The 21490-nt window shown below is 42.6% G+C and carries 22 protein-coding genes; all 22 read right to left on the bottom strand.

Annotation, left to right across the window (positions count from 1 at the left end; genetic code table 11):
- Nucleotides 1–21: 21 nt before the first annotated feature.
- The 22 genes from ACFQ1M_RS18010 to ACFQ1M_RS17905 all read right to left on the bottom strand — a co-directional run bounded on the left by ACFQ1M_RS18010 (nt 22) and on the right by ACFQ1M_RS17905 (nt 21488).
- Entirely contained in the window at nt 22–1176 is a 1155-nt protein-coding gene (locus ACFQ1M_RS18010; protein ID WP_386411150.1) for a glycosyltransferase family 4 protein, read from the bottom strand.
- On the bottom strand, nt 1177–2583 hold the full coding sequence (locus ACFQ1M_RS18005) for a hypothetical protein (RefSeq protein ID WP_386411147.1): 1407 nt from the start codon (nt 2581–2583) through the stop codon (nt 1177–1179).
- Nucleotides 2584–3282 (bottom strand): acylneuraminate cytidylyltransferase family protein, encoded by a 699-nt coding sequence (locus ACFQ1M_RS18000; protein WP_386411144.1) that lies wholly within the window; start codon nt 3280–3282, stop codon nt 2584–2586.
- Nucleotides 3282–4439, bottom strand: coding sequence for a UDP-N-acetylglucosamine 2-epimerase (gene neuC / locus ACFQ1M_RS17995; protein WP_386411141.1), 1158 nt, complete (start codon nt 4437–4439; stop codon nt 3282–3284). The genes ACFQ1M_RS18000 and neuC overlap by 1 nt, the downstream gene beginning before the upstream one ends.
- On the bottom strand, nt 4436–5431 hold the full coding sequence (locus tag ACFQ1M_RS17990) for an N-acetylneuraminate synthase family protein (protein WP_386411139.1): 996 nt from the start codon (nt 5429–5431) through the stop codon (nt 4436–4438). The genes neuC and ACFQ1M_RS17990 overlap by 4 nt, the downstream gene beginning before the upstream one ends.
- 329 nt (nt 5432–5760) lie before the next feature.
- A complete protein-coding gene (locus ACFQ1M_RS17985) occupies nt 5761–6492 on the bottom strand; it encodes a hypothetical protein (RefSeq protein ID WP_386411136.1) in 732 nt (243 codons plus the stop codon).
- A gap of 11 nt (nt 6493–6503) precedes the next feature.
- Nucleotides 6504–7577, bottom strand: a complete 1074-nt coding sequence (locus ACFQ1M_RS17980; RefSeq protein WP_386411133.1) for a glycosyltransferase — start codon at nt 7575–7577, stop codon at nt 6504–6506.
- Between the two features lies 1 nt (nt 7578).
- Nucleotides 7579–8592 (bottom strand): glycosyltransferase family A protein, encoded by a 1014-nt coding sequence (locus tag ACFQ1M_RS17975; RefSeq protein ID WP_386411130.1) that lies wholly within the window; start codon nt 8590–8592, stop codon nt 7579–7581.
- On the bottom strand, nt 8576–9511 hold the full coding sequence (locus ACFQ1M_RS17970) for an NAD-dependent epimerase/dehydratase family protein (protein ID WP_386411127.1): 936 nt from the start codon (nt 9509–9511) through the stop codon (nt 8576–8578). The genes ACFQ1M_RS17975 and ACFQ1M_RS17970 overlap by 17 nt, the downstream gene beginning before the upstream one ends.
- The gene (locus ACFQ1M_RS17965) at nt 9508–10395 is read right to left on the bottom strand and encodes a glycosyltransferase family 2 protein (RefSeq protein ID WP_386411124.1); all 888 of its coding nucleotides are present in this window, start codon (nt 10393–10395) and stop codon (nt 9508–9510) included. Before ACFQ1M_RS17965 ends, ACFQ1M_RS17970 begins: the two co-directional genes overlap by 4 nt.
- The gene (locus tag ACFQ1M_RS17960) at nt 10392–11171 is read right to left on the bottom strand and encodes a glycosyltransferase family 2 protein (protein ID WP_386411121.1); all 780 of its coding nucleotides are present in this window, start codon (nt 11169–11171) and stop codon (nt 10392–10394) included. The genes ACFQ1M_RS17965 and ACFQ1M_RS17960 overlap by 4 nt, the downstream gene beginning before the upstream one ends.
- 6 nt (nt 11172–11177) lie before the next feature.
- Nucleotides 11178–12086, bottom strand: coding sequence for a class I SAM-dependent methyltransferase (locus ACFQ1M_RS17955; protein WP_386411118.1), 909 nt, complete (start codon nt 12084–12086; stop codon nt 11178–11180).
- A 4-nt stretch (nt 12087–12090) separates the two neighbouring features.
- The gene (locus ACFQ1M_RS17950; protein WP_386411115.1) at nt 12091–13173 is read right to left on the bottom strand and encodes a GDP-L-fucose synthase family protein; all 1083 of its coding nucleotides are present in this window, start codon (nt 13171–13173) and stop codon (nt 12091–12093) included.
- A gap of 3 nt (nt 13174–13176) precedes the next feature.
- Entirely contained in the window at nt 13177–14295 is a 1119-nt protein-coding gene (gene gmd, locus ACFQ1M_RS17945; protein ID WP_386411112.1) for a GDP-mannose 4,6-dehydratase, read from the bottom strand.
- A 22-nt stretch (nt 14296–14317) separates the two neighbouring features.
- Nucleotides 14318–15568 (bottom strand): glycosyltransferase, encoded by a 1251-nt coding sequence (locus ACFQ1M_RS17940; RefSeq protein WP_386411109.1) that lies wholly within the window; start codon nt 15566–15568, stop codon nt 14318–14320.
- Nucleotide 15569: 1 nt separating this feature from the next.
- Complete coding sequence (locus ACFQ1M_RS17935; RefSeq protein ID WP_386411106.1) at nt 15570–16319, bottom strand: glycosyltransferase; 750 nt, start codon at nt 16317–16319, stop codon at nt 15570–15572.
- A complete protein-coding gene (locus ACFQ1M_RS17930) occupies nt 16316–17167 on the bottom strand; it encodes a glycosyltransferase family 2 protein (RefSeq protein WP_386411103.1) in 852 nt (283 codons plus the stop codon). The genes ACFQ1M_RS17935 and ACFQ1M_RS17930 overlap by 4 nt, the downstream gene beginning before the upstream one ends.
- 15 nt (nt 17168–17182) lie before the next feature.
- Nucleotides 17183–18196, bottom strand: coding sequence for a hypothetical protein (locus ACFQ1M_RS17925; RefSeq protein ID WP_386411100.1), 1014 nt, complete (start codon nt 18194–18196; stop codon nt 17183–17185).
- Nucleotide 18197: 1 nt separating this feature from the next.
- Nucleotides 18198–19019, bottom strand: coding sequence for a glycosyltransferase family 2 protein (locus ACFQ1M_RS17920; RefSeq protein ID WP_386411097.1), 822 nt, complete (start codon nt 19017–19019; stop codon nt 18198–18200).
- Between the two features lie 3 nt (nt 19020–19022).
- Entirely contained in the window at nt 19023–19808 is a 786-nt protein-coding gene (locus ACFQ1M_RS17915; RefSeq protein WP_386411094.1) for a glycosyltransferase family 2 protein, read from the bottom strand.
- Nucleotides 19809–20555, bottom strand: a complete 747-nt coding sequence (locus ACFQ1M_RS17910; protein WP_386411091.1) for an FkbM family methyltransferase — start codon at nt 20553–20555, stop codon at nt 19809–19811.
- Nucleotides 20556–20558: 3 nt separating this feature from the next.
- The gene (locus ACFQ1M_RS17905) at nt 20559–21488 is read right to left on the bottom strand and encodes a glycosyltransferase (protein WP_386411088.1); all 930 of its coding nucleotides are present in this window, start codon (nt 21486–21488) and stop codon (nt 20559–20561) included.
- Nucleotides 21489–21490 lie beyond the last annotated feature (2 nt).

Below are 21490 nucleotides of genomic sequence, written 5' to 3'. Positions count from 1 at the left end.
TACGAAATGCATCCTTGTTTTCTAATTGGTTCTAATCAATGATCGGTAAAAGTTGGTATTTCGATCCGCAGCGGCCTCAATACTGTATAATTCCTTCGCGCTTTTGGCAGCTTTCTTCGCCAAGCTTTCTGCCTCTTCTTTATTTATAAGTAGCTCACAGATACATTCGGCTATGCTATCGGGTGAATGCGGGTCGCAGAGCAATCCGTTGGTTTGGTGCTCAATGATCTCCGGGCCTGGACCTAATTCAGAAAATACCACAGGTTTTCCCATTGCCATGGCCTCGGGCGCAACTAACCCTTGCGTTTCCATATGAGAGGGAAATACACACACTTCGGCTTCAGCATATTTCGATGGAATCTCGTCATAGGGGATCGGTCCGTGAAAGATGATATGCTCTGGACCTTTTTCTAAATTGGGAAGCACATCCGTCTTTAAATGATCGATATATGAGGTACCATCGGCAAAATACCAGTCTCTCCCATAAATATGTAAAATCGCATCTGGCACCTCCTTTAAAACCTTTGGCATAGCCAAGATCAACTGCCTAATGCCTTTCTTTTCACAAACCGTACCCACAAAGGCGATGTGATGCCTCTTTATCTTAATATCCGGTCTAGGGTAAAATCTTTCGAGGTCAATGGGGCTTGGGCTGTAGGCCAATGGCTTGTCATAAAAATCTAAATATTTTTCGGTATGGGTCTTCACGTAGTTGGAGACTGCAACAAAGCCATCTGCCTTTTTAAAAGAACGCTTTTCTTGAAAGCCTTTCCAGAGGTTAATACCTCTATTTTCCGCTTCCGCAAAAAAATGATGGCCTCCATGTAGCCGAATCACGTACTTGACTCCCTTTAATTTCTTTATAAACGCCAACCCAAGTTCTGATGCTTCGACGATGGTGATCGGGTCTACAGCATGAAGTGCTTTTAACTTTGTATTGATGTCCTTCGCGTTGAACCACCAACTCAAACCTTTCACGGCATGTTTCTTCAATCTATATATTGCTACACCCTGATCGTTCTCATCTTCATCACGTGAAATATAATGTTGCCCTACCACACTTACGGTGTGTCCTCGTTGAACCAATGCTCTCGCCATCGTTTGCACAAAGGTCCCAACACCACCATGCGGGTGTCCTTTTTTTGGGTACTCGTGAGTGATGAAACAAATATGCATTTATAATAGGGTTTGTGCTATTAATTTTGAACTTTCCTTTAAAGGATGGCGCACTACCTTTTTCATCCAAAGTTCCTTATCGGGCCCGATGGTATCAGGATTTTCCATCAGCTGTTGAAGCTTATCAACGATTTCGTCTTTTCCATTCAACCATCCTACCGCCTGTAGGCCTTCCATCGTTCGGAAATGTTGATATTTATAGATCGTATCCACCGACCAATTTTTGGCATGGGGTTGGTCATAGTTGATGTATAGACAAGGTTTTCCAAAGTTAGTAAAATCATGTGCCATGGTCGAGCCTAAATTGATCACCGCCTCACAATGAAAAGCTAGATTAACTTGCAAGTCGATATCAGCCAACTTCGGAAAGAATCCGCCCCAGTTGTTTGCTTTGCTGTTCCATAGGGGATCGATGGCGACAATTAGTTCTGGGTACTGCGCTAGGACGGTGTCGTAGCGATCGGAAAAGTCCGCCGGACATCTTCTAAATATCAATTGCGGTCGATCACTATCGGACATCCTTGATAGGGCGTTGGCAATGTCTCTCAGATAATCTGGGTCATAGGGCGAGGTTCGCACATCATCACCGCTAAAACAGATCCATTTTTTTTGAGCATCCAAACCATATTTGGAAGCAAATTCCTCTTTAGACCGCAGTCTTTCATTTTGGGCATAAAAATCGAATTGTGGCGTTCCGACCAACTTGATATTATTCTCTGGGATCTCAGGGTAATAGGTATGCATCTCATCTTTCATCCAATTGGACCAAACCAAATAGTGATCGGTCTTAACAGAGAGCCTAGCCTTTGGAAGGTTGTCCCAAGAATAGATGGCGGTCGTCGTAGGGATGTCGAGTTCTTTGGCTGCGAGTGAGATTGGGTTTAGGCCTGCCACACGTTGGTGCGTAATAAATATCGAATGTGGTGCCACTGCCTTTAATTTACCTTTATAATTGGAAATGACCGCATTGGACCAATGACGTTGGGCCATTCGTTCTAGCTTTAAGATGCGTTGATACTTCTTAGAGGCCCATTTACCTAAGACCTCGGCCATTATATACAACAGCCACAACTTCTTGTTATTCTTTGGTCTTCTCCAAACTACCAAAATGGTGGGATTGGACATTTTCTTTGCGTAATGATTCAAGCGTGCATAGGTCGCGGCCTCTCTACACAAACGGGTAATGGCGTTTTCTACTGGGAGCTTGATCTGTTGATACTCGACATCGATATCATGAAGTTCATAGACTTCTTTAAAAGCCTCTTCAGCGAGCGGTGACCAGAAAACGATGGAGGCATTTTCCTTTATATGCTTTATCACATCAGAGTATAAATAGTTTCTAATGCCTACGCCATCTGGAATCAAAAAAAGTACTTTCTTAGCATTGGTCATAGGGAAACTCGACAACTATTTACTATTTAACTTCAACAATTCTTCGGCCTTTTTCCAATCGGCTATCGTATCGATATTCACATGATTTTCTGGTGAAGATTCTATGAAGCCCATTTTACTTCCGTATAAGGACTGTTGTTCCATAATAACGGGCGTTCGTGTGATATATATAGATCCGTCGCGGTGATAGGCATCAGGCAGCTCTTGGCGCCTTGGTATCAACTGTTCATCGCCGGTTGCGATCGTGAGCAAACCGGAATCATCAGCCTTAAAGGTCCAGTGCGGATTGAATTCGTGCGGCACTTTGAGCACGGAAACTAAAGAATCGAGCTTGTGCGCTATGAACTTCTTCACCGCTGCATCTAAAAGGGCGGTAGTTCTGAAAGGACTTGTTACCTGTAATAGGCAAACCGCATCAAAATATTCGCCTTGACCCTCATAATAGGAAATTGCATGCTGAACTACAGGCAATGTAGGTGTTTGATCCTGAGCAAGTTCCGCAGGTCTTTTATAAGGCACTTCAATACCCATCGAAGCTGCTGCATGCATGATGTCGGAATCATCCGAAGAAAGCACCACTTTTGATAACATGCGTGAAGCCAAAGCGGTCTCTGCGGTAAATTGCAGCAAAGGCTTTCCTCCAAGGACCTTCAAGTTTTTTCCCGGTATGCCTTTAGATCCGCCTCTCGCCGGTATGAGTCCTAACACTCTCATCAATAAGTAATCGTTTTATGAAATCTCAAGGTAATATCGGCCAAAATATCAGCGATCTTTTCTCCAGCTTTTCCATTTCCATATATATGCTCTTCGATAATGTCGCTTGCTTCGACCCTGTTCAGAATTGCGTCTTCTATCGCTTTCTGATCATAGGTCACATCGATGACATTGCTTCCGCGTTGTCTTCCATGTTGTCGGGTCCCGATGTTCACCACTGGAACTTTTAAGAAGGAACATTCCCTGATGCCGACGCTGCTATTGCCTATCAAGCATTTACTGTGAATCAACAGTCGCAAGAAGTCTTCGGGAAGCATATTTTTAAAGAAATGGATATTTTTTGGTTGATGGATCTCTCTGTAGGAACGTATTCCGCCAGAGGTACCATCGGCACCTGCATCGACATTGGGCCAAAACCAAAATGTGGGAATCCCAAGCTTGTCAATTGCCTTCAGTGTTTTTGTCACATCTTCTCTCGCCTGCTCATATTCGGTCGTCACAGGATGTTGCATCACCACCAAATAGCCATCCTTCCAATTGATGCTAGAGCCAACACCGCCATACTTTTCTATGGGGTCGAAGTCTAGTTCGGGTCTTTTGGCAACTTCATAGGCAAGGTCGATGGAGGGGCATCCTGTATTAAAGACATAGGAGGCGTCTTCTCCCATATTGATCACACGGTCACGTGCCTCTTCAGAACTCACCAAATGAATATCTGCCAACTTGGTATTGGCATGACGCACCTTCTCGTCGATATTACCGGTTACCTCACCACCTTGTAAATGGATCAATGGGATATTCTGATAGGTCGCCGCGATCGATGTAGCGATCGTCTCAAAGCGATCGGCGATGGTCACCACAGCATCTGGCTTTAAATTATAAAAGGTATTTGCAAGTTCCATAACACCAAGGCCAGTGGTCTTTGCCATGGATGTCTTGTTTTCGCCTTCCAGCACCATAAAGACCTTCTCATTGATGGCAAACCCATCTTTTTCTATATAGTCTACCGCGTTTCCATAGCGGTCTAACAAGGCCGACCCAGCAACCACCAATTGAAGCTCCAATTTTGGATGTGCCTTTATCGCCGAAAGTGCAGTTTTTACTCGGCTATATGAAGGTCTTGCCGTTACCACAACACATATTTTTCGTTTACTCATTGTAGATCGTCTTCGTTTAAGAAATCCCACTGGTCAAGGTCGCGTGCAAGCTTTCTTCCCACTATCTCTGTGTACTTAGCCGCTTTGATTCCCATATTTGATGGTTTTTTAGCTTCAAGATCTTCAAATGACAGTTGATGTCCTGCTTTAAGATCCCTATTGACTGCCAATGATTTTTCAAAAATACCTTTTAAATCTGCAAATTGGCCATTATTATTCTTATCTATCGGATGTTTCAATGCCGTTGAAATATCGGTGACCGCTTTGACCAGGCTAGTTATCTCATCGATCTCTAATGAGGACTTCGCATCCGGGCCAAAAAGTCGACGGTCAAAGACCGCATGAAATTCCAAGATCTCAGCTCCTAATGCTGTCGCTGCGATACAGGTCGCTACTTTGGCCGAATGATCCGAGAAACCAACTTTTACACCATAGCGTTCTTTCAGTTCAGGGATGACATTGAGTCCATACTGTGTCGCGGATGTTGGATAAGCCGTGGTACATTGTAAAATATTATAATCGACCTTTCTATCCTTGAGGAAAGCCACCGTTTGGTCCAACTCTTCGAAAGAACTCATTCCGGAGGAGATGATGATCGGCTTTCTCGTTTGCGCGATCCTTTCCAAGAGCAAAAAATTATTCACCTCACCCGAGCCAACCTTGTAGCGCTTGACACCTACCTCTTCTAAAAGATCTACAGCCGCATTGCTAAAAGGGGAAGACATGAACTCTAGCCCAACCTCATCGCAATGTGCTTTGATCTCTTTCCATTGCGGGAGGGTAAACTCCATCCGTTTCCAATAGTCGAGTCTAGTGTTGTCCTCAAAGGAGAACTTCACCCGAAAAGGTTCATGAATACTGCTTTCGGCCAAAGCGATGTGGGTCTGAAACTTGATGGCATCAACGCCAGTGGTAGCCAATGCATCGATATACGAGTGCAAGATTCCTAGACTACCGTCATGTGCTTGTCCTATTTCAGCAATTATAAACATCGAAGATCTTTCTTTTTTTAATTAAGGAATATCATAAAAACAAAGGTATCATTTCTTTTGACTTCGTTTAACTAGCTTAAATTTCTTAAACCTCACCAATTTCAAGCACTAACTTGAGTTTGATATAAGGAAATTGTACCAATTCGAATAAAATTCTAACTTTTATGATCTATGTTCATTTTTTCCTTGATGAAAAAACGAATTTACCTTCACAATCAACCAAAACAGTAAACTACAAATCTGTTAATTTCCTTCACTAGATAGAAATCTATCAGAAGTCTCAATCTAACATTCTTGGCCTAGTTGTTGGTGCATCGATACCAATTTTACTAGTAGCTCATCGGGTAGGTCGAGAAGCCTTCCCCACATTGGATCACCGCATATACCTTTGAATCGATGATATCTCCTTGAACCTTGTGGCCTTGAGTTGCAAGAAACTGTTTCCATTTTTTATAGATATGTTGCTCGCCTTTTCTTCTAATGTCATCCAAAAAGATCACAAAATCCCGCTCAAAGTAATCGATCATTTCAATGGCGGCAGGGTATCGGATCTCCTTTTCTTCATAGGCACCCGGCCCGTCGACGATCATCAAATCGAAGGTCTTTCCTTTTATCGATTCTTTTAGCAATGGGACATCGTGCCAACTACCCGTATGTCCTTTGGTCTTGCACGGAGCGAGCGGCACATGCAGCACGGAGGCGAATTTCTCGCAATCATATTTTTTGAGTTCGGCCTTAATGTAGTTGGCCCAACTCTCATTTTCTTCGACCGCGACCACTTGCGCATCGATCTTGTTTTCCTTGATAAATTTTGCCAGTACAATGGTAGAGATACCAGAACCAAACTCAATGATCGATCTTCGTTTGTTCAGTTGGATCTCATTGATCACGTGAAGAATGGTGTTAGGGTTAAGAGAGAATGGGGTGAAAGGCAAAATGGTTCCTTTAGGAAATAGTCGATGTATCAATAAAGAGGAGAGCGTATCATAGCTATTCCGATTGGTCTTGTTGAAATAGCTGTCCAATCTCCCTAATTCCTTTATCTTTTTTATGATGCTCATAGTTTGTTAGGTTAATTCTTTATGGCATTTAGAAAGCGTTGTTCCCAGTCCTCATAATTCCAAATAGCGCGGGACTCCTCCTTTGAAATTCGCTTATGCGATGATTGGATAGCGCTCTCAAAAGTACTGACCCAGCTCTCCAATTCATTTGGATTTTCTACTAAATAACTATTTGGCACATTTTCTAATACCTCGGGTATCGCCCCATTCTTTGAGGCCAATACGATATTCCCAGTCTTTAAAGCTTCGATCATCGAAAGACCGAAACCTTCTTTGCAGAGCGAGGTAAACATATAATAATCGCCTAGCTGAAGGTACTTGGCGATTTCCTCGTTGGGGATTCGACCGATATTCAGTATATCAGCACCTTCGATCTGCTGATTGCTTCCTAGGACCATCACCTTTAGATCGCTATGCTTCTCTAAAAGCGTTCGCGCTATTTTTTTAAAGAGATGCATGCCTTTGATAGGGCGGTCGTTGGCCATCCATACCAGTACTTTATCTCGCTTGGCATATCCAAATTTTGATCTTGCTGCATCTCTTTCTTCCATTTCCAAAGGATAGAATTGCTCCGAATTAACGCAGTTACCCACGACCGCCACTTCGGGGACGAAGGCGAACATGCTGTCTTTGGTCGCTTGATAGCCCGCATACGATAGAAAAAGCACCTTATCTACCCTTTGCAAAACAGACTCGCTCATTTGAAGTTGAAATCCGTGAAAGGAGAATATTAATTTCGTCTTTTCTGGCAACTCGCTCTTTATAAGGATCAATGACTCCAGCAGATGTGGGTCGTCCATCACAACAATAGTGAGCTGCTGGTTTTGCTTTGCAAGCTTCTTTATGGCCGCAACGTAATCTTTGGCAACGCGATGAAGTAGATTGAATTTTCTCAACCGTTTGTTCCATGTAATAAAACTTCGTTTTTTACAGAAAATATGTTTTTCAGATGCTTTTGATGGCGATAGGATGAAATCGAAGAGGTCATTGCGCTCGTTGAACGAATCCATACGCGTCACCCAGCTCCCGATCCTGTTGGAAGGCAGCGCTATGTTGGAAACTAAAATATAGCATTGGGCGCTCATCTCAATAAGGTTGTTTCATCCCTTTCAGTTTAAAAAAGGACCGTTTAAATTTTGAAAACAGCAATTTGTGCATCACTTTGCCGACGAAATATCCTCGTTTACTGATGGGGTGTGGTTTGGAAAGGGAGGCTAAGATATGTTCATTCTTCGGGTGGGCAAGCACCTCATCATATTTTTTCAGCATCCAGTCTTCTTCACTGTTCCCCAAGTGATAGGCATAATTCTTTAAGGTCGAAAGGCGCAAAAATCCACCTTTGTCATTGGGAATATCCAAATAATTGTTTTCGCTTCCTCCGACGATCTTCACATGGCAATTTTCGGTTGGTGCATGCTCAAAGACCTCTGCACGGAAGGTAGCCACAAAATGACCACAACCGATGACCGCCTTTGATCTTTTATTGGCCACTGTCAAATATTTTTCCAGATGAATGGGCTCGTACATTTGACGTCCGATACTTTCTTGGAATTTGATCATTCCATCGGGATCGGCAACGTCGGAAAATGCCAACTTGCCTTTGAATAGTCCGTAATATGCAGTGCTATAGGTATAAATGCTGGCGTAGCCTCTACTCGTGGGGACTGGGGAAACCATTCCGGCTTCTGGAAAATCGTTAAGTACGCCTTCCACTCCTTCTTGCCAACCCGGTAGAAACATCACATCGGCATCGGTGATGCTAATGATGGGCTCAAGATTGCTTTTGATGGCTGAATAGAGCGCATTTACCTTTCCCAGGTTGATCTTGGAATGCAATAATTGATCGATGGCTTTGTGCGCTGCAAATTGCTCTTTAAGATAATTGATCACCTCATCGCAGCAACCATTATCGATAATGGAAATTCTTGTTTTGGGATTTATGGTATGTAATAAAGTTCCTAAACACAGCTTCAGTATTTTTAGACCATCTCTAAAATAATCTTCGGTAAGGTTAGGTATATAGACGGGAATCACTACCCGATGGTAGGAATCGATCTCCAGTTGATTGCTATGTTTTTCAGGATTATCCCCTATTCGCATAATGTGCCATTAACTTTTCAAGTCCTTCTTCCAAAGATACCAATTCCCTTCCCAGCAATGCTTTCATCTTGCTATTATCTGGACATCGCCTCGCCATGTCTCCTTCTTCCAGTGGAGGAAGGTGAATGATCTCGGAATTTGAGTTGGTGATCTCGACTACTTTTTTTGCCAAGGACAAAATGGTCATTTCGATGTCGCTTCCCACGTTGAGCACCTGATTGGCATGTGCTTCACTTTTCAGGGCTTTGATACAGGTATCGACATTATCATCTACAAAACAAAAAGAGCGTGTTTGTAGGCCATCACCATAGATATAGATAGGCTCATCATTAAGAGCTGCCTTTAAAAATCTAGGAACCACAAAGTCTTCGCTTTGATTGGGCCCATAGGTATTGAAGAACCTAAAAATGGTATATTCTAAGCCATATTCTTGATAGAAAGATCTAAAGAAAGCCTCTCCAACATTTTTGACAATGGCATAGGGCAATCTCGAGTTCAATGGGGTGGTGAGTTCATTTTGAGGAATTTCGAAAGGTTCTCCATAGACCTCCGAAGAACTCGAATAGAACACGCGTTTTACCCCGGTGTTTTTAGACAAGCTAAGAATGTTTCGTATCCCATCGATATCCTCTAACACCTTCATCGGGTTTTCTAGCGTTCGCTTGACCCCGACCACGGCGGCATAATGAAAGACATGATCGAAGTCATATCTGCCGAAAATCGGCGTCATATCTTTATAATTATTGACATCTGCCTTGATGAAGGAAACATTGTCCCTTTTAGGAACTTTATTGATATCACCTGTTGAGATGTCATCGACGATCACGACATGATTGTTCTTATCTTCAGATAGTTTATTGGCAAGGGCACTTCCAACGTTTCCGGCTCCTCCAGTGATCAAATACGTAGTTACACTCATGCGGTAAGCATTTTTACAAGCAGTTTAAGGTTGCTAAAATTAAGAAACCAAAAGGGATTAAGTTTTGACAAATATAGGAATGTTCTCCATTTACCGTCTTTCAGTTTCTTTAATTGCATCTTCACTAGATTATCGACCAGTGATCGATGCTGAGATTCAGTCAACAAATGATCGTCGAAAGCTTGATCCACCACCTCTTTAAGATAGCTTGGTAATTGCACGTACTTATCGCTAAGGATCTCACTGTTGCTAAGATGTGAACGATACAGCACCAATGGCTCATCTAGATAGTAGAATTTGGTGTGTAGAGAGCAACGTACCCAGAATTCCACATCCTCCCCTGCCTGTGGCATGGCCTCATTGAAATTTCCAACTTTATCTATGAGCTCGCGTCTCATCAAGGGTGTTGGCATCATCAAGGTCCAATTGCCTACCATACGCTCAGTGACCTTTCCATGTTTCACCCCAGGATCTCCGGGCCGTCCAATAAGATCTCCCGTTTCATTTCCTGTGGCATCAATGACCTTACAATAGCAGTGAGTTAAGCCATAATCTTGGTGTTTCTCTAAAATTTCCACTTGCTTCTCAAGCTTTTGCGGAAGCCAAATATCATCATCATCCAAAAAAGCAATATAATCGCCTTTGGCCTTGGAAATTCCAACATTACGCGGCCTAGAGGGACCTCCACTATTAGGGATCTTAAAATAGCTAAGGTTGTTGAATTGCTCGCAAAGCTTTTCATTTTCATCCCCAGGTGTGCCGTCGTCCACGACGATGACCTCCATGTTGGGATACGACTGGTCCAACACGCTTCTCAGGGTCTTTTCTAAGAGCGCCAACCGATCATAGGTAGGAATGATTATGCTAACCAGCGGTTTATTCATCGTTTTCGAAACTTCCTATTGATTCGTCTAAAAATCCCCATAAGACCTTTGTATTTGGCTTCACTCATCGCTCTTTGTTCCTGCAATTGAGCCATATATCCATCGTATCTTTCTCCGAAAGCTGCACGCAAAAGCCGTTCATCCTCCTCCAATTTCTTTTGAAGGTGTTTGGGGTCATTGCTCATCCCACTAAGATCGAACACTGCCAATGGGTAGCTGAGATGTGTGAACTGCACATTGCCACTCGCGAAGCATTTGGCATAAAACGCCCTATCAGCGGAAATCTGATAACTTTCATCATACAGTCCCATCTCATCAAACACCGTGCTTTTAAACAAGGTACTCTGATGTGGTAAGGACGATCTCATAAAGAAGATCGGCGTCAATGTATCTGGATACACTTTTTCACCTTCTTCAAATTTATAATCACCGTAAATAATATCTCCTTTAAAGTCATGGTGTCCGATAAAATCTGCCAGCGCCGTGCGACCACTTAGTACATCTCCACTATTTAAAAATAAGAGATATTGTCCTTTTGCCGCCTTAATGCCCTTGTTCATGGCATTGTAGATTCCGGTGTCTGACTCACTGACCCAATGATCGATCTTATCGGCATTCTTTTCGATAACAGCTGTACTTTCGTCCTTAGATGCGCCATCTATGATTAGGTATTCAAGATCTTCGAATGTCTGGGACGTCACCGAATTGATGGTTCGTTGCAGTCCTTTTGCATGATTGAAGTTGATAGTGATTATGGAAAGCAATGGTTGAGTCATTGATGGTTATTTTATTTTTTCTAACCATATATCTCCTCCGAAGTCTTTATATGCTAAAGGCATTTTTTCAAAGACGTCTGAATGATGCTTGTGCAAATAGTCTGAAAAGAGTTGGATCTTATAATTTTCATTATTCATTAAGAATGCCCTGAGGATGTAGTTCTCATTCCAGTTCCTGCCTCCGTATACCCATCCCTTTGGATACTCGAAAGGGTAAAATATGTCGTGGAAGTGTATAAAAACACCTGGATGTAAGGCAGGTAAGATCTCAAAAAGAATATAGTTGACATCGCTACCACACTTGGCTATATGGGTGCTATCGATGAAAAGTATATCGCCTTTCCCCAAGTTTTTGAAATAGGACACCTCCATTTCCTGAAGATCTCGTTCAAAAATAGTGGTACTCACCTTATCGGTATCGGTGATGGTGCTGAACAAGCGTTCTGGGTACGGTTCAATAAATGTAAGATCGATCTCGTTGTTGAAAAATCTTTGATTAACATCCAACATCAGCGCTGAAGAGTGTCCCGAGCCCACTTCTATGATCCTTTTTGGCGCCAGGTGCCTTAGCATTCCATAGAGCAAGATGCCATCGGTATGGCGGTACATATTGTTGTCGAACTTGTATCGAAGTCCTTCGACAGGGTTCTCTTCAAAGGGCATCTCCTCATAATATTTGGATAGATCTATCGCCAATGACCGTTGTCTATCGGTATTGAGGTCGATACCGGCAATCCCATCGATGGCCGCTCCCTTCCATATATCTTTCTCTCTTCGCTTGATCTCGTCTACCGAAACAATGGGCGAGTAATAATGTCCTGCAGGATAGCACGAATTCTTCTTGAAATTTTGGACCTCTGCATAAAGGCCTCTAGCATAGGGTAATTTTCGAATTATGGACTTAAAGAGTTTCATAAGGCTAGTGTCCTAAGTACCATGAATATATCTTTCTGATCCCTTCCTCGAGTGCTACTTGAGCTTGCCAGCCCAAAGAGGTAAGTTTGGTGACATCTACCAATTTGCGCATGGTTCCATCGGGTTTTGACCTATCGAAATAAATCTCCCCTTGAAAACCTACTATGTTTTTAATAAGCATAGCCAATTCTTGGATCGTTATGTCCTTACCCGTTCCAATATTGATATGTGTATTACGAATCTCTGTGGAAGAAGGTTTCACATCGTCAAAATTCAATCGTTCCATGATAAAGATACAGGCATCGGCCATGTCCTCGGACCATAGAAATTCTCTGCGAGGCTTCCCGGTACCCCAAACTTCCACTTGTACCTTGGTGTTCGTTTTTGAAATACCAAAAGACTTTAAGATATTCAATATTTCGGCCTCGCTATTGCTGCCGCTGATCTTCCCTATTGGAAGTTTGTCGAGATCTTTTCTAATGAGTTCCCAGTCGTTGTTTTCCAAGGCTTTTGCCAACGTCATTTTTCGTATCAGCGCGGGTAGCACATGCGACTTCTCCAGATCGAAATTATCGTTAGGGCCATACAAGTTTGTTGGCATCACCGACATAAAGTTGGTGCCGTATTGTATGTTATAGCTTTCGCACATCTTAATGCCAGCGATCTTTGCTATGGCGTAAGGCTCATTGGTATATTCTAAGGTGTCTGTGAGCAGATATTTCTCTTTTAGCGGTTGTGGCGCATTTTTAGGATAGATACAGGTACTTCCCAAGAACAACAATTTCTGTACGCCCGACCGATAGCTCTGATGGATGACATTGTTTTGAATCATTAGATTCTGATAGATAAAATCGGCCCGATAGGTATTGTTGGCAACGATACCACCTACTTTTGCCGCTGCCAGAAATACATAGGCAGGTTTCTCTTCCTCAAAAAAAGCTGTCACCTTCGCGGGGTCGGTCAGGTCGAGTTCTTTATGGGTCCTGAGCACGATGTTATCGTATCCCTTTTCTTTGAGCCCCTTTAAAATGGCACTTCCTACGAGGCCGCGGTGTCCAGCAACATATATCTTAGCATTTTTGTCCATGAACTATTCAAAGTAATTTAGGGTATCGAATCCTCCTTTTTTCAAATATTGCTCTTTTTTCATCAGTTTCAGGTCGCTTTCCATCATGTCACTTACCAATTCTGACAACTCATATTCCGGCACCCATCCCAGCTTCTCTTTTGCTTTCGTGGCATCGCCAATTAAAAGATCTACTTCCGTAGGTCTGAAGTATTTTGGGTCGACCTGTAAGACCTCTTTTCCTTCCTCTAATTGAAATCGCTCGTCATGGCATTGTTTTACGATGGCTCTTTCATCTACTCCACTGCCTTTGAATTCTAGTTCCACGCCAATTTCACTAAAGGCCATCTTTATAAAGTCTCTTACCGATGTGGTCTTTCCGGTGGCAATCACCCAATCTTCGGCTTGGTCGGCCTGTAAGATCATCCACATCATTCGCACATAGTCTTTGGCATGGCCCCAATCTCTCTGTGCGTCCAAATTTCCAATATAAAACTTGTCTTGAAGTCCAAGTGCGATACGCGACACTGCCCTAGTGATCTTTCTGGTTACGAAGGTTTCTCCACGAATTGGAGATTCATGATTAAATAGGATGCCATTGGAAGCGAATATATCATATGCCTCTCGATAGTTGATCGTGATCCAATAGGCATACATTTTTGCCACCCCGTAAGGGCTTCTAGGATAAAAAGGTGTGGTTTCGGTTTGAGGGACCTCTTGCACCTTTCCATAGAGCTCTGAGGTAGACGCCTGATAGACCTTTGTCTTTTTTTCTAAACCTAAAAGACGTACGGCATCTAGAATGCGCAATGCTCCCAAGGCATCTGTATTTGCCGTATATTCGGGCATATCGAAAGATACATGAACATGACTCATAGCTGCCAAGTTATAGATCTCATCGGGCTGTATCTGTTTGATCAACCTTATAAGGTTGGTGCTATCGGTCATGTCGCCATAGTGAAGAATAAAATTACGGTTCTCCACATGCGGATCTTGATACAAATGATCGATCCTGTCGGTATTGAATAAGGATGACCTTCGCTTCAGCCCATGGACCAAATAGCCTTTCTTCAATAAAAATTCACTTAAATATGCTCCATCTTGCCCTGTTACACCAGTAATAAAAGCTACCTTCTGACTCATTGTTTAATTCTATAAAACACAATTATACATTCTTTTTTTCTAAAATATCATAAAGTTCGATATAGGCCATCGCCTGTCGTGCTGCATTAAAATTCTGTTCCGCATAGGCCCGAATATCGGCTGCAATGAATGACGCTCTTTGTTCATTAAAACGGTCGATCGTATTTGCAAGTGCAGCAGCATCCATACTTTTGGCAAAGCTACCTGTTTTTCCTTCTACAATATGTTCTTTCATCCCGCCAGTGAAGAAGCTTATCACAGGCACGCCACACGCAAAGGACTCCAACATCACATTAGGAAGGTTATCCTCGCGACTAGGCAAAACAAAGGCGTCTGCCAAGGCGTAGCACTCTGCCATTTTGGATGCTTCCTTAATTGCTCCCAAAGGTATGACTTTTAAACTTTCAGGAACGTTTACAGGCCCCTTTCCGATCGTAAGAAGGTTGATGCCCGTTTCCTCGAGCATCGGCAAGGCCGCCATAAGCAGATCCAGTCCTTTCCTAGCATTGTCTAGGCTACCTGATATAAAGAGAATCACGAGATCATTTTCGTCGATGCCGTATTGTTCCCGCAACACGCGCTTATCCTGCATCTTGAAAAGCGTCAGGTCCACCGAGTTTGGGATATGTATCTTTTCAAAATGATCGAAAAAGCCGCTCTTGTTAGCCTCGGACAACATCCACTTGGAGGGCGCAACAATGGCCCCAACCTCCACGTTTTTCATGATCTGCCTTTTGAAGGTCTTTACCGCTTCATCTAATTGTCCGATGTATTCAGCATTTCGTATCTCATCGTCCTTGTAGTGAAATATTCCTTGAAAAGGGTTCATATCATGAAGTGTCCAAACGATAGGTTTCTGGCAGTGGCCAAAGAAATGTTCATAGTCCAGAATGATGCCTGTCCAGTGCAAATTAACGATATCGGCTGCTTGTACCAAAGGATGCAGGTGCAGCTGATGTTTGCTGTAGGGTAATGAAAGCGTCTCGTATTGTAACTTTGCTTTTACCGAATCGATCTCCTTTTGGGCAATTTCAGCATGGGTGAGGCGTATTGCCCTTCGAACCTTATTCGCGATCCTCTTCAGCAAATTGGGGCGTTGATACTTGAAAAATGTATCCTCCTGTTGTTTCCCATCAAATCCTATGGTAAGGTCGGTAGCTAGAAATGCGGAAGAAATTCCTTGACTGCGCAATGCCTCATGCAATCTCAATGCGGCGATTCCCGCGCCACCCTTTGAGGATGTGGTAATATGAAGTACTTTTAGTGTTGACATGTTAGGGCTTCTTTTTCAAGGCGTAATATAATTGCCTAGAAAAACCCCTAAAATAGCGTTTAAAATAAGAATATGGATATCCGTAGAAAAGAAAATCGACCGTCACCTCGCTCAATTTTTTGATCCAACTCCATGCCGTAGTATTCATTTCTTCTCCCCAGGAGTGGTCCCATAGGTGAACCGCATAGCTTTCCGGTTTCAAAAAAGAGTGATGATCTGCCTCTTTTTGCTCATAGGGCAAAGGATAGAAATAAGGTGGCGCTAAGATGACCTCGTTAGTGCTGATGGTATCTTTATTGATCAACGGGCTGAACTTGTGCGTGATCACCGGACGCGAAAAGTTGTCGAAGTAGTTGCTATTGTAAAAAGCGAGCATTTTCTCTAGAAAACGATGTTTTGGCCGCGCTCCAAAAAGACCAAAAGCGATTCGGCCTGATACCTCTTCCCCGATAAAGAAATCATATTTCAAAAGGTCATCGACGGATCTGACCAATAGCATATCGGTATCCAAATAGACACCTCCTTCTTCAAAAAGTACCTTGGCCCTAACATAATCTGCGACGAAGGCGTACTTTCTTTTACGCAGGGCATTCTTATAAAATCGATTTGAAAAGCTTTTGGTGTTGGTCTCATTCCATTCGGTGATCTGATAATCGGGACAATATAGCTGCCAACTTTTTAAGCAACGGACCAAGGTTTCTGGCTTTTCCTTGCCGCCAAACCAACAGTAGTGTAATTTCTTGGGAATCATTGAGAATGATCTTGTTTGTTGAGCTGTTGGACCGTTTTGTTCTTAAAAAGCTTGAGCAGGATCCTTAGAACAAAAGAATTGATCTTCCTCGCAACCTTCGAATCCTCTAAAGCTGCCAAGATTTTGAATCGATTGGTGTGAAGTAGTGCTCTAGATGCGTTGAGTTCGTTGATATCATCGATGAAAGCAGAAAAATGGTCTTTCATTACCGACAATCGCTCCGTTGCCATCAGTTTGTTGTTTTCCGGAGAACTGGACAGGCCGCTGGGATCAAATTCTGAAATGGTGACGCCCAGATGCTTATAGGTTGCATGATGTTTACAAATAGCGCACATAAAAAACTCCCAATCGGACACCAGCCGCCGCTTTTCATTATAGTAAAAGACCCGATCGAAAAGGTCTCTTTTGATAAAAGATGCCGGATGTGGCAGCGATTTGTTGTATAAAAAACTAAAGGTTAATCTGTTTGGGTAGATATCCACTTCTTTTTGATCATCAAAATCTAGAAGGAGGTCTCCGTAATAGATATCCTTGTCTACCAATTCTTGTTCAATGTTAGCGAGTATGTTTTCATCTGCCAACGCATCCCCACTGTTTAAAAACAGAAGGTAACCACCTTTGGACAGGGCGATACCTTTATTCATGGCGTTGTATATGCCAGTATCCGATTCGCTCACCCAAGCGGCGAGTCGGTCGGCATGGCTTTCTATAAGTTCCTTGCTGCCGTCATCGCTACCTCCATCCACCACGATATACTCATAATCTGCAACCTTCTGATCCAATACGCTTGTCATGGTGCGTGCCAGACCAACTCTGTTGTTGTAATTAATTGTTATGACGGATATCATTGTGCTGCTTCGGCTTTAAACGTTGTCTCCCCACTTGCTAAAGATACTACTAAGTCGCTTTAGGGCCCTCCTCAGCAGCGATGGATTTGTGTTTTGAGGTGTTTTTTCGATGATCTTTACGGGATAGGCGATCGGAATGCTTTTCATCTCCCAATAGCGACTTTCCTTCAGTACCTTCTTATAATCTGTGTATAATTCCTTCAGCAATGGAAAATCGTTTAGGGTAAACCTATCGTATTCCCTAGAAACGTCAATGTCGTTATCCGCTATCTTGCTAAAATGATAAAAGACGAGTTTCGTATCATCATTCAACAGGACGTCATCACCGTTAATTTCCACGATATGGCGCTCATGAAGGTTCCACGGTGCCATATTGTAATTATAGCTTTTCAAAATGGCTATATCCTCATAAAATAGCGGTGCTTGTGCCATCCAAAGCTGATCGACGAAGTATCCTATTTTAGGACGGTCATAACCATGGTAGATCGTCCTTTCTTCCCACCAATCCAACATCCGCTGTGCCTCCTCGCTTTTTGCATTCACCCCGATAAAACCAAGGTTGTAGATCCCAAAATTCAAGAAGATATTCTCGTCTGGTTTTTTGCCGTCGCGTTGAATGGGAGAAAGGATATGTGGTGTGAGTGCGGCGGTCTTATGTTTTAGTATTCCGTTCAACTCGGCCAACGAATCATAGAAGTAAAGATCCGGATCCAAATAATATACTACCTCTGCCTGCGGATGTTCATTGATGATATGCTTAAAGACGCTTGGTTTGATCGATGTATTGAGTTCGATAATATAATATCTGGAAACCAGCTCATCGATATCTATGGTCTTGATCGTTGCTACCGGAATGACCTCAGCAGGCTCAAAGATGCTATAGTCGATCTCTTCTGAAAGCTTGTCCACCAAAACGATGGTAAATTGAAAATCGGGATTGTGTTTTAAAAAGGACCGTTTTAATGCATTGGCTTGTCCAAGATAATTGTTAGAACAGATGGTAAAGGCAAATTTTGTTGTATCACTCATATTATTTCCTTCCTAATTTTCTTGCTATTCGTTGCTTCAGCTGCATTAGACGATACCTATAGGGATGCTCTCTTTGCTGTCTTGCCATCACTTCTGGGTAAAAGATGAACGATGGCCTATTGACCATAGGATGAAACAATCCGACCCCAAAATATGACAAAACATTGGCCAGGTAATCTTCTACCAGTTTATTGTCGTTGCTGTTGGTAGAAAAACCGCCAGCAGCAAAGTTGGCGATCACCAGGTCCAAATATACAAACGGAGCCTTTGCCCAACACCTAAGATTGAAGTCCCAATCCGAACTCTTTTTATACGCTATATTGAAGTCTCCTATCTCTTGTCGCACAAAATTGGTATTGTAGAACATCGCCTGATGGCAGATATTTTGGTTGAGCAATTTTGCAAGGGTGAATTCTCCTGCATAAAGCTCTCCATCCTTTGCCCATCCCGTATCGCCGATGATCTTTGCATCTCCATACACCACCTTAGCTTCGGTCTTTTCGAGGAAAGCAGCTGTTTTGGCCAGTACTTCGTTGTCATAAAACGTATCATCACTGCCTAAAAAGATAAGCCAATCGCCATTGACTTTAGCCATCGCTCTATTCATGGCGTCATAGATTCCCTGGTCTTCCTCTGATACCACCACTAGATGGTCTAATCGCTCTTTGTACCTATCAACAATGGCAAGGGTAGCATCCTTGGATTGGCCATCTTGAATATACACTTCTACATCTGTAAACGTCTGAGACACTATAGCATCTAAAGAAGCGCTGATCGTCTCTTCGGAATTATAGGTGGGGATGATGACAGAAAACGTAGGCATATCTTATAACCAATTAATGCGTTTGGCCAACTGCCTTTTCTTTTTGGCAGCGGTAAAGTTCCATTTCAATCGCTCAAATATAGATTGCTTTTCCTTGAATGTTGCTATGGACTGGCCAGCTTCTTTGAGGTAGGCCTCCATATTTTCTGATTGTTGTCCAGCTCTTTTGCGAAAAGCGGCTAGCTGTTTGCGGGTGCAATAAAGTGTTTCGTGTTCAAAAAACCGCATCCATAGGTCGAAATCGGCTGCCAGCTTACAGTTGGTGTTCAATTGCCCTCCTGCTTGTTCCCAAAGCGATCTGCTCCAAAAGGTTGACTCTTGTTGAATAAAAGAATAGTCTTTTTTGTGTATTCCAATTAAAAAATGAAATTTACTTCCAACGGGGTCTCTTTGATAGAGCAAGGCTCCTGCTTCATCAATTACCGAAGGGTATCCTTGCAGCCATTGCACACCCCTATTTTCTGAAAACACCTTTGCCACATAATGCAAAGCCCCTTCCCATAATACATCATCTGAATTGATCCAGCACATGATGTCGCCTGTAGCTTTGGCGAATCCCTTATTGATGGCATCGTACATTCCGTTGTCCTTTTCGCTTACCCAATAAGCAAGGCTGTCTTCATACTTTTTAATTTCTGAAACGGAACCATCATCACTACCTCCATCGATAACGATATATTCTAGATTGGGGTAGTCTTGGGACAATACAGACTTGATGGTCTCGCCAATAAAGTCGGCCTGATTGTAATTCGGGGTTACTACTGATATTTTTGGAAACTCAGCACCCATTTAGCGATAGCCTCTTTTTGATAATATAGGATGCGTTTTGGGGATGAATAAGGTGTCCATTTGCCAAAAGGCCTCATCCAACTCTCTCAGCATAAGGTCCACATTTTCTAGCGGCCAAAAACCAAGTGCGTCCATATGGGCGCACATTTCCCAATAGCGTAGGGCCTGATCGCCCAGTTTGAAGTTATAGGTCTCTATGATCACCAGACTACATTGCTTTAATACTTCCTGTGCTCCTTGAAGTATGGGAACCTCAAAGCCATGCGTATCTAACTTTAACATATAAGGTCCTGGCAATCCCTCTTCTTTTATTTGGTCATCGATGGCGATCACAGGCACCTCAATATAATTTTCCTTGAGTTTGGTAGCCGATGCTACGCCCCCAAAAAGTTCGGTATCATCGAAATAGATGGTCCCCTTCGCTGCTCCAGCTGCCGCCAATACATACGATACCTTATCATATTTAGCTGCACAGGCCTTCAGTCCTTCTAGATGTCCTTTTTGTGCTTCCACCAGTAAATAGTTGGCATTGGGGTAGGCTTTCATACAGTTTTCGGACCAACGCCCATCGGAAGCCCCCACATCGATCACCGTGGCGACCTCGATATTTCTGGCGACCGCCCTTTGTAGAGCCGCCTCCATAGAGAATTTTTCTACTATTCGTTTCTTGGGAGGATAGGATTTGGGTATCTTCTTTATTTTATATCCCGCTTTGTAAAGCAGTTTTTTTACTATTTTTTTTATCATGATTTACTTTCTTATTATCCCTACTGCTTTCAAACGGTACCGGAAGGCTTTTTTGAGTCTTTGCCATATTTGCGGATAGGTATCTAAATACTTAAAGTTTATATATTCATTTTTTTCTCTCTCAAGTTTCATCTTTTCCTCCTTGCTACCGGCTAATTTGTGGAGCACCTGATAATGTGAAAAAATTTCACTTCGCAAAAAGGTACCGTGACGTTTTTTATATTTCTCTATTTCATAGAGGTATTTATATCTTTTTAGATGAACCGCAAGATTCTGCCTATCATTCTTCCCTTGCCATATCCCTGCTGAATGCAATCGGTAGGCCGACATATTCTCCTCAATATAATGCAAGGTACCTTTTTCTGTAAGAAAAAAATCCAACATAAAATCTGATGGCATTTCCTGAAACAGCTCCATTTCATTCATCAGAGCTTCTCTTTTGAACATCAGGGAACTTGTTGCGTAACTACTTTGTAGTTCTTTTAATGCCATAGTTTGATCAAACTCGAACTTCCCATTATTATCGAAATAGCTATGAGCAATGATAGAGTTTTCTTTATCTACGACCACGCTATCGTGAAAACATCCAACAGCTAAGTCATCACTTTCAAGAAAATCGAATTGTTTTTGCAATTTATTAGGATGTGTCCAATAATCATCCCCTTCGCACATGGCTATGTATTTGGCAGTACAGGATTTATATACATCGATGGCATTCTTCGCAGGCCCAATGTTCTTATCTCTAAGGATAAGTTGTAGTTTGTTCGGATATTTTTTTTTAAGCTGAAGTAATAATTCCTGAGTTCCGTCTGTAGAATGGTCGTCACCTACAATTATTTTGTAGCTGAAATTTGTTTCTTGGCATACAATACTCTCTATCGCCTTTTCAATAAAAGGCGCGTGATTGTATGTTACCATCCAAATATCTACCATTG

It is taken from the genome of Sungkyunkwania multivorans, from assembly GCF_042675645.1.
Lineage (GTDB): Bacteria > Bacteroidota > Bacteroidia > Flavobacteriales > Flavobacteriaceae > Sungkyunkwania > Sungkyunkwania multivorans.
Note: the sequence above shows the minus strand (reverse complement) of the source record. Positions and strands in the feature narration are given on the sequence as shown.

Bases quoted from the DNA above. Each gene is read 5' to 3' on its own strand.
- ACFQ1M_RS18010 (WP_386411150.1), bottom strand. From the start codon at position 1,176: ATGCATATTTGTTTCATCACTCACGAGTACCCAAAAAAAGGACACCCG.
- ACFQ1M_RS18000 (WP_386411144.1), bottom strand. From the start codon at position 3,282: ATGAGAGTGTTAGGACTCATACCGGCGAGAGGCGGATCTAAAGGCATA.
- neuC (WP_386411141.1), bottom strand. From the start codon at position 4,439: ATGAGTAAACGAAAAATATGTGTTGTGGTAACGGCAAGACCTTCATAT.
- ACFQ1M_RS17990 (WP_386411139.1), bottom strand. From the start codon at position 5,431: ATGTTTATAATTGCTGAAATAGGACAAGCACATGACGGTAGTCTAGGA.
- ACFQ1M_RS17985 (WP_386411136.1), bottom strand. From the start codon at position 6,492: ATGAGCATCATAAAAAAGATAAAGGAATTAGGGAGATTGGACAGCTAT.
- ACFQ1M_RS17980 (WP_386411133.1), bottom strand. From the start codon at position 7,577: ATGAGCGCCCAATGCTATATTTTAGTTTCCAACATAGCGCTGCCTTCC.
- ACFQ1M_RS17975 (WP_386411130.1), bottom strand. From the start codon at position 8,592: ATGCGAATAGGGGATAATCCTGAAAAACATAGCAATCAACTGGAGATC.
- ACFQ1M_RS17970 (WP_386411127.1), bottom strand. From the start codon at position 9,511: ATGAGTGTAACTACGTATTTGATCACTGGAGGAGCCGGAAACGTTGGA.
- ACFQ1M_RS17965 (WP_386411124.1), bottom strand. From the start codon at position 10,395: ATGAATAAACCGCTGGTTAGCATAATCATTCCTACCTATGATCGGTTG.
- ACFQ1M_RS17960 (WP_386411121.1), bottom strand. From the start codon at position 11,171: ATGACTCAACCATTGCTTTCCATAATCACTATCAACTTCAATCATGCA.
- ACFQ1M_RS17955 (WP_386411118.1), bottom strand. From the start codon at position 12,086: ATGAAACTCTTTAAGTCCATAATTCGAAAATTACCCTATGCTAGAGGC.
- ACFQ1M_RS17950 (WP_386411115.1), bottom strand. From the start codon at position 13,173: ATGGACAAAAATGCTAAGATATATGTTGCTGGACACCGCGGCCTCGTA.
- gmd (WP_386411112.1), bottom strand. From the start codon at position 14,295: ATGAGTCAGAAGGTAGCTTTTATTACTGGTGTAACAGGGCAAGATGGA.
- ACFQ1M_RS17940 (WP_386411109.1), bottom strand. From the start codon at position 15,568: ATGTCAACACTAAAAGTACTTCATATTACCACATCCTCAAAGGGTGGC.
- ACFQ1M_RS17935 (WP_386411106.1), bottom strand. From the start codon at position 16,319: ATGATTCCCAAGAAATTACACTACTGTTGGTTTGGCGGCAAGGAAAAG.
- ACFQ1M_RS17930 (WP_386411103.1), bottom strand. From the start codon at position 17,167: ATGATATCCGTCATAACAATTAATTACAACAACAGAGTTGGTCTGGCA.
- ACFQ1M_RS17925 (WP_386411100.1), bottom strand. From the start codon at position 18,196: ATGAGTGATACAACAAAATTTGCCTTTACCATCTGTTCTAACAATTAT.
- ACFQ1M_RS17920 (WP_386411097.1), bottom strand. From the start codon at position 19,019: ATGCCTACGTTTTCTGTCATCATCCCCACCTATAATTCCGAAGAGACG.
- ACFQ1M_RS17915 (WP_386411094.1), bottom strand. From the start codon at position 19,808: ATGGGTGCTGAGTTTCCAAAAATATCAGTAGTAACCCCGAATTACAAT.
- ACFQ1M_RS17910 (WP_386411091.1), bottom strand. From the start codon at position 20,555: ATGATAAAAAAAATAGTAAAAAAACTGCTTTACAAAGCGGGATATAAA.
- ACFQ1M_RS17905 (WP_386411088.1), bottom strand. From the start codon at position 21,488: ATGGTAGATATTTGGATGGTAACATACAATCACGCGCCTTTTATTGAA.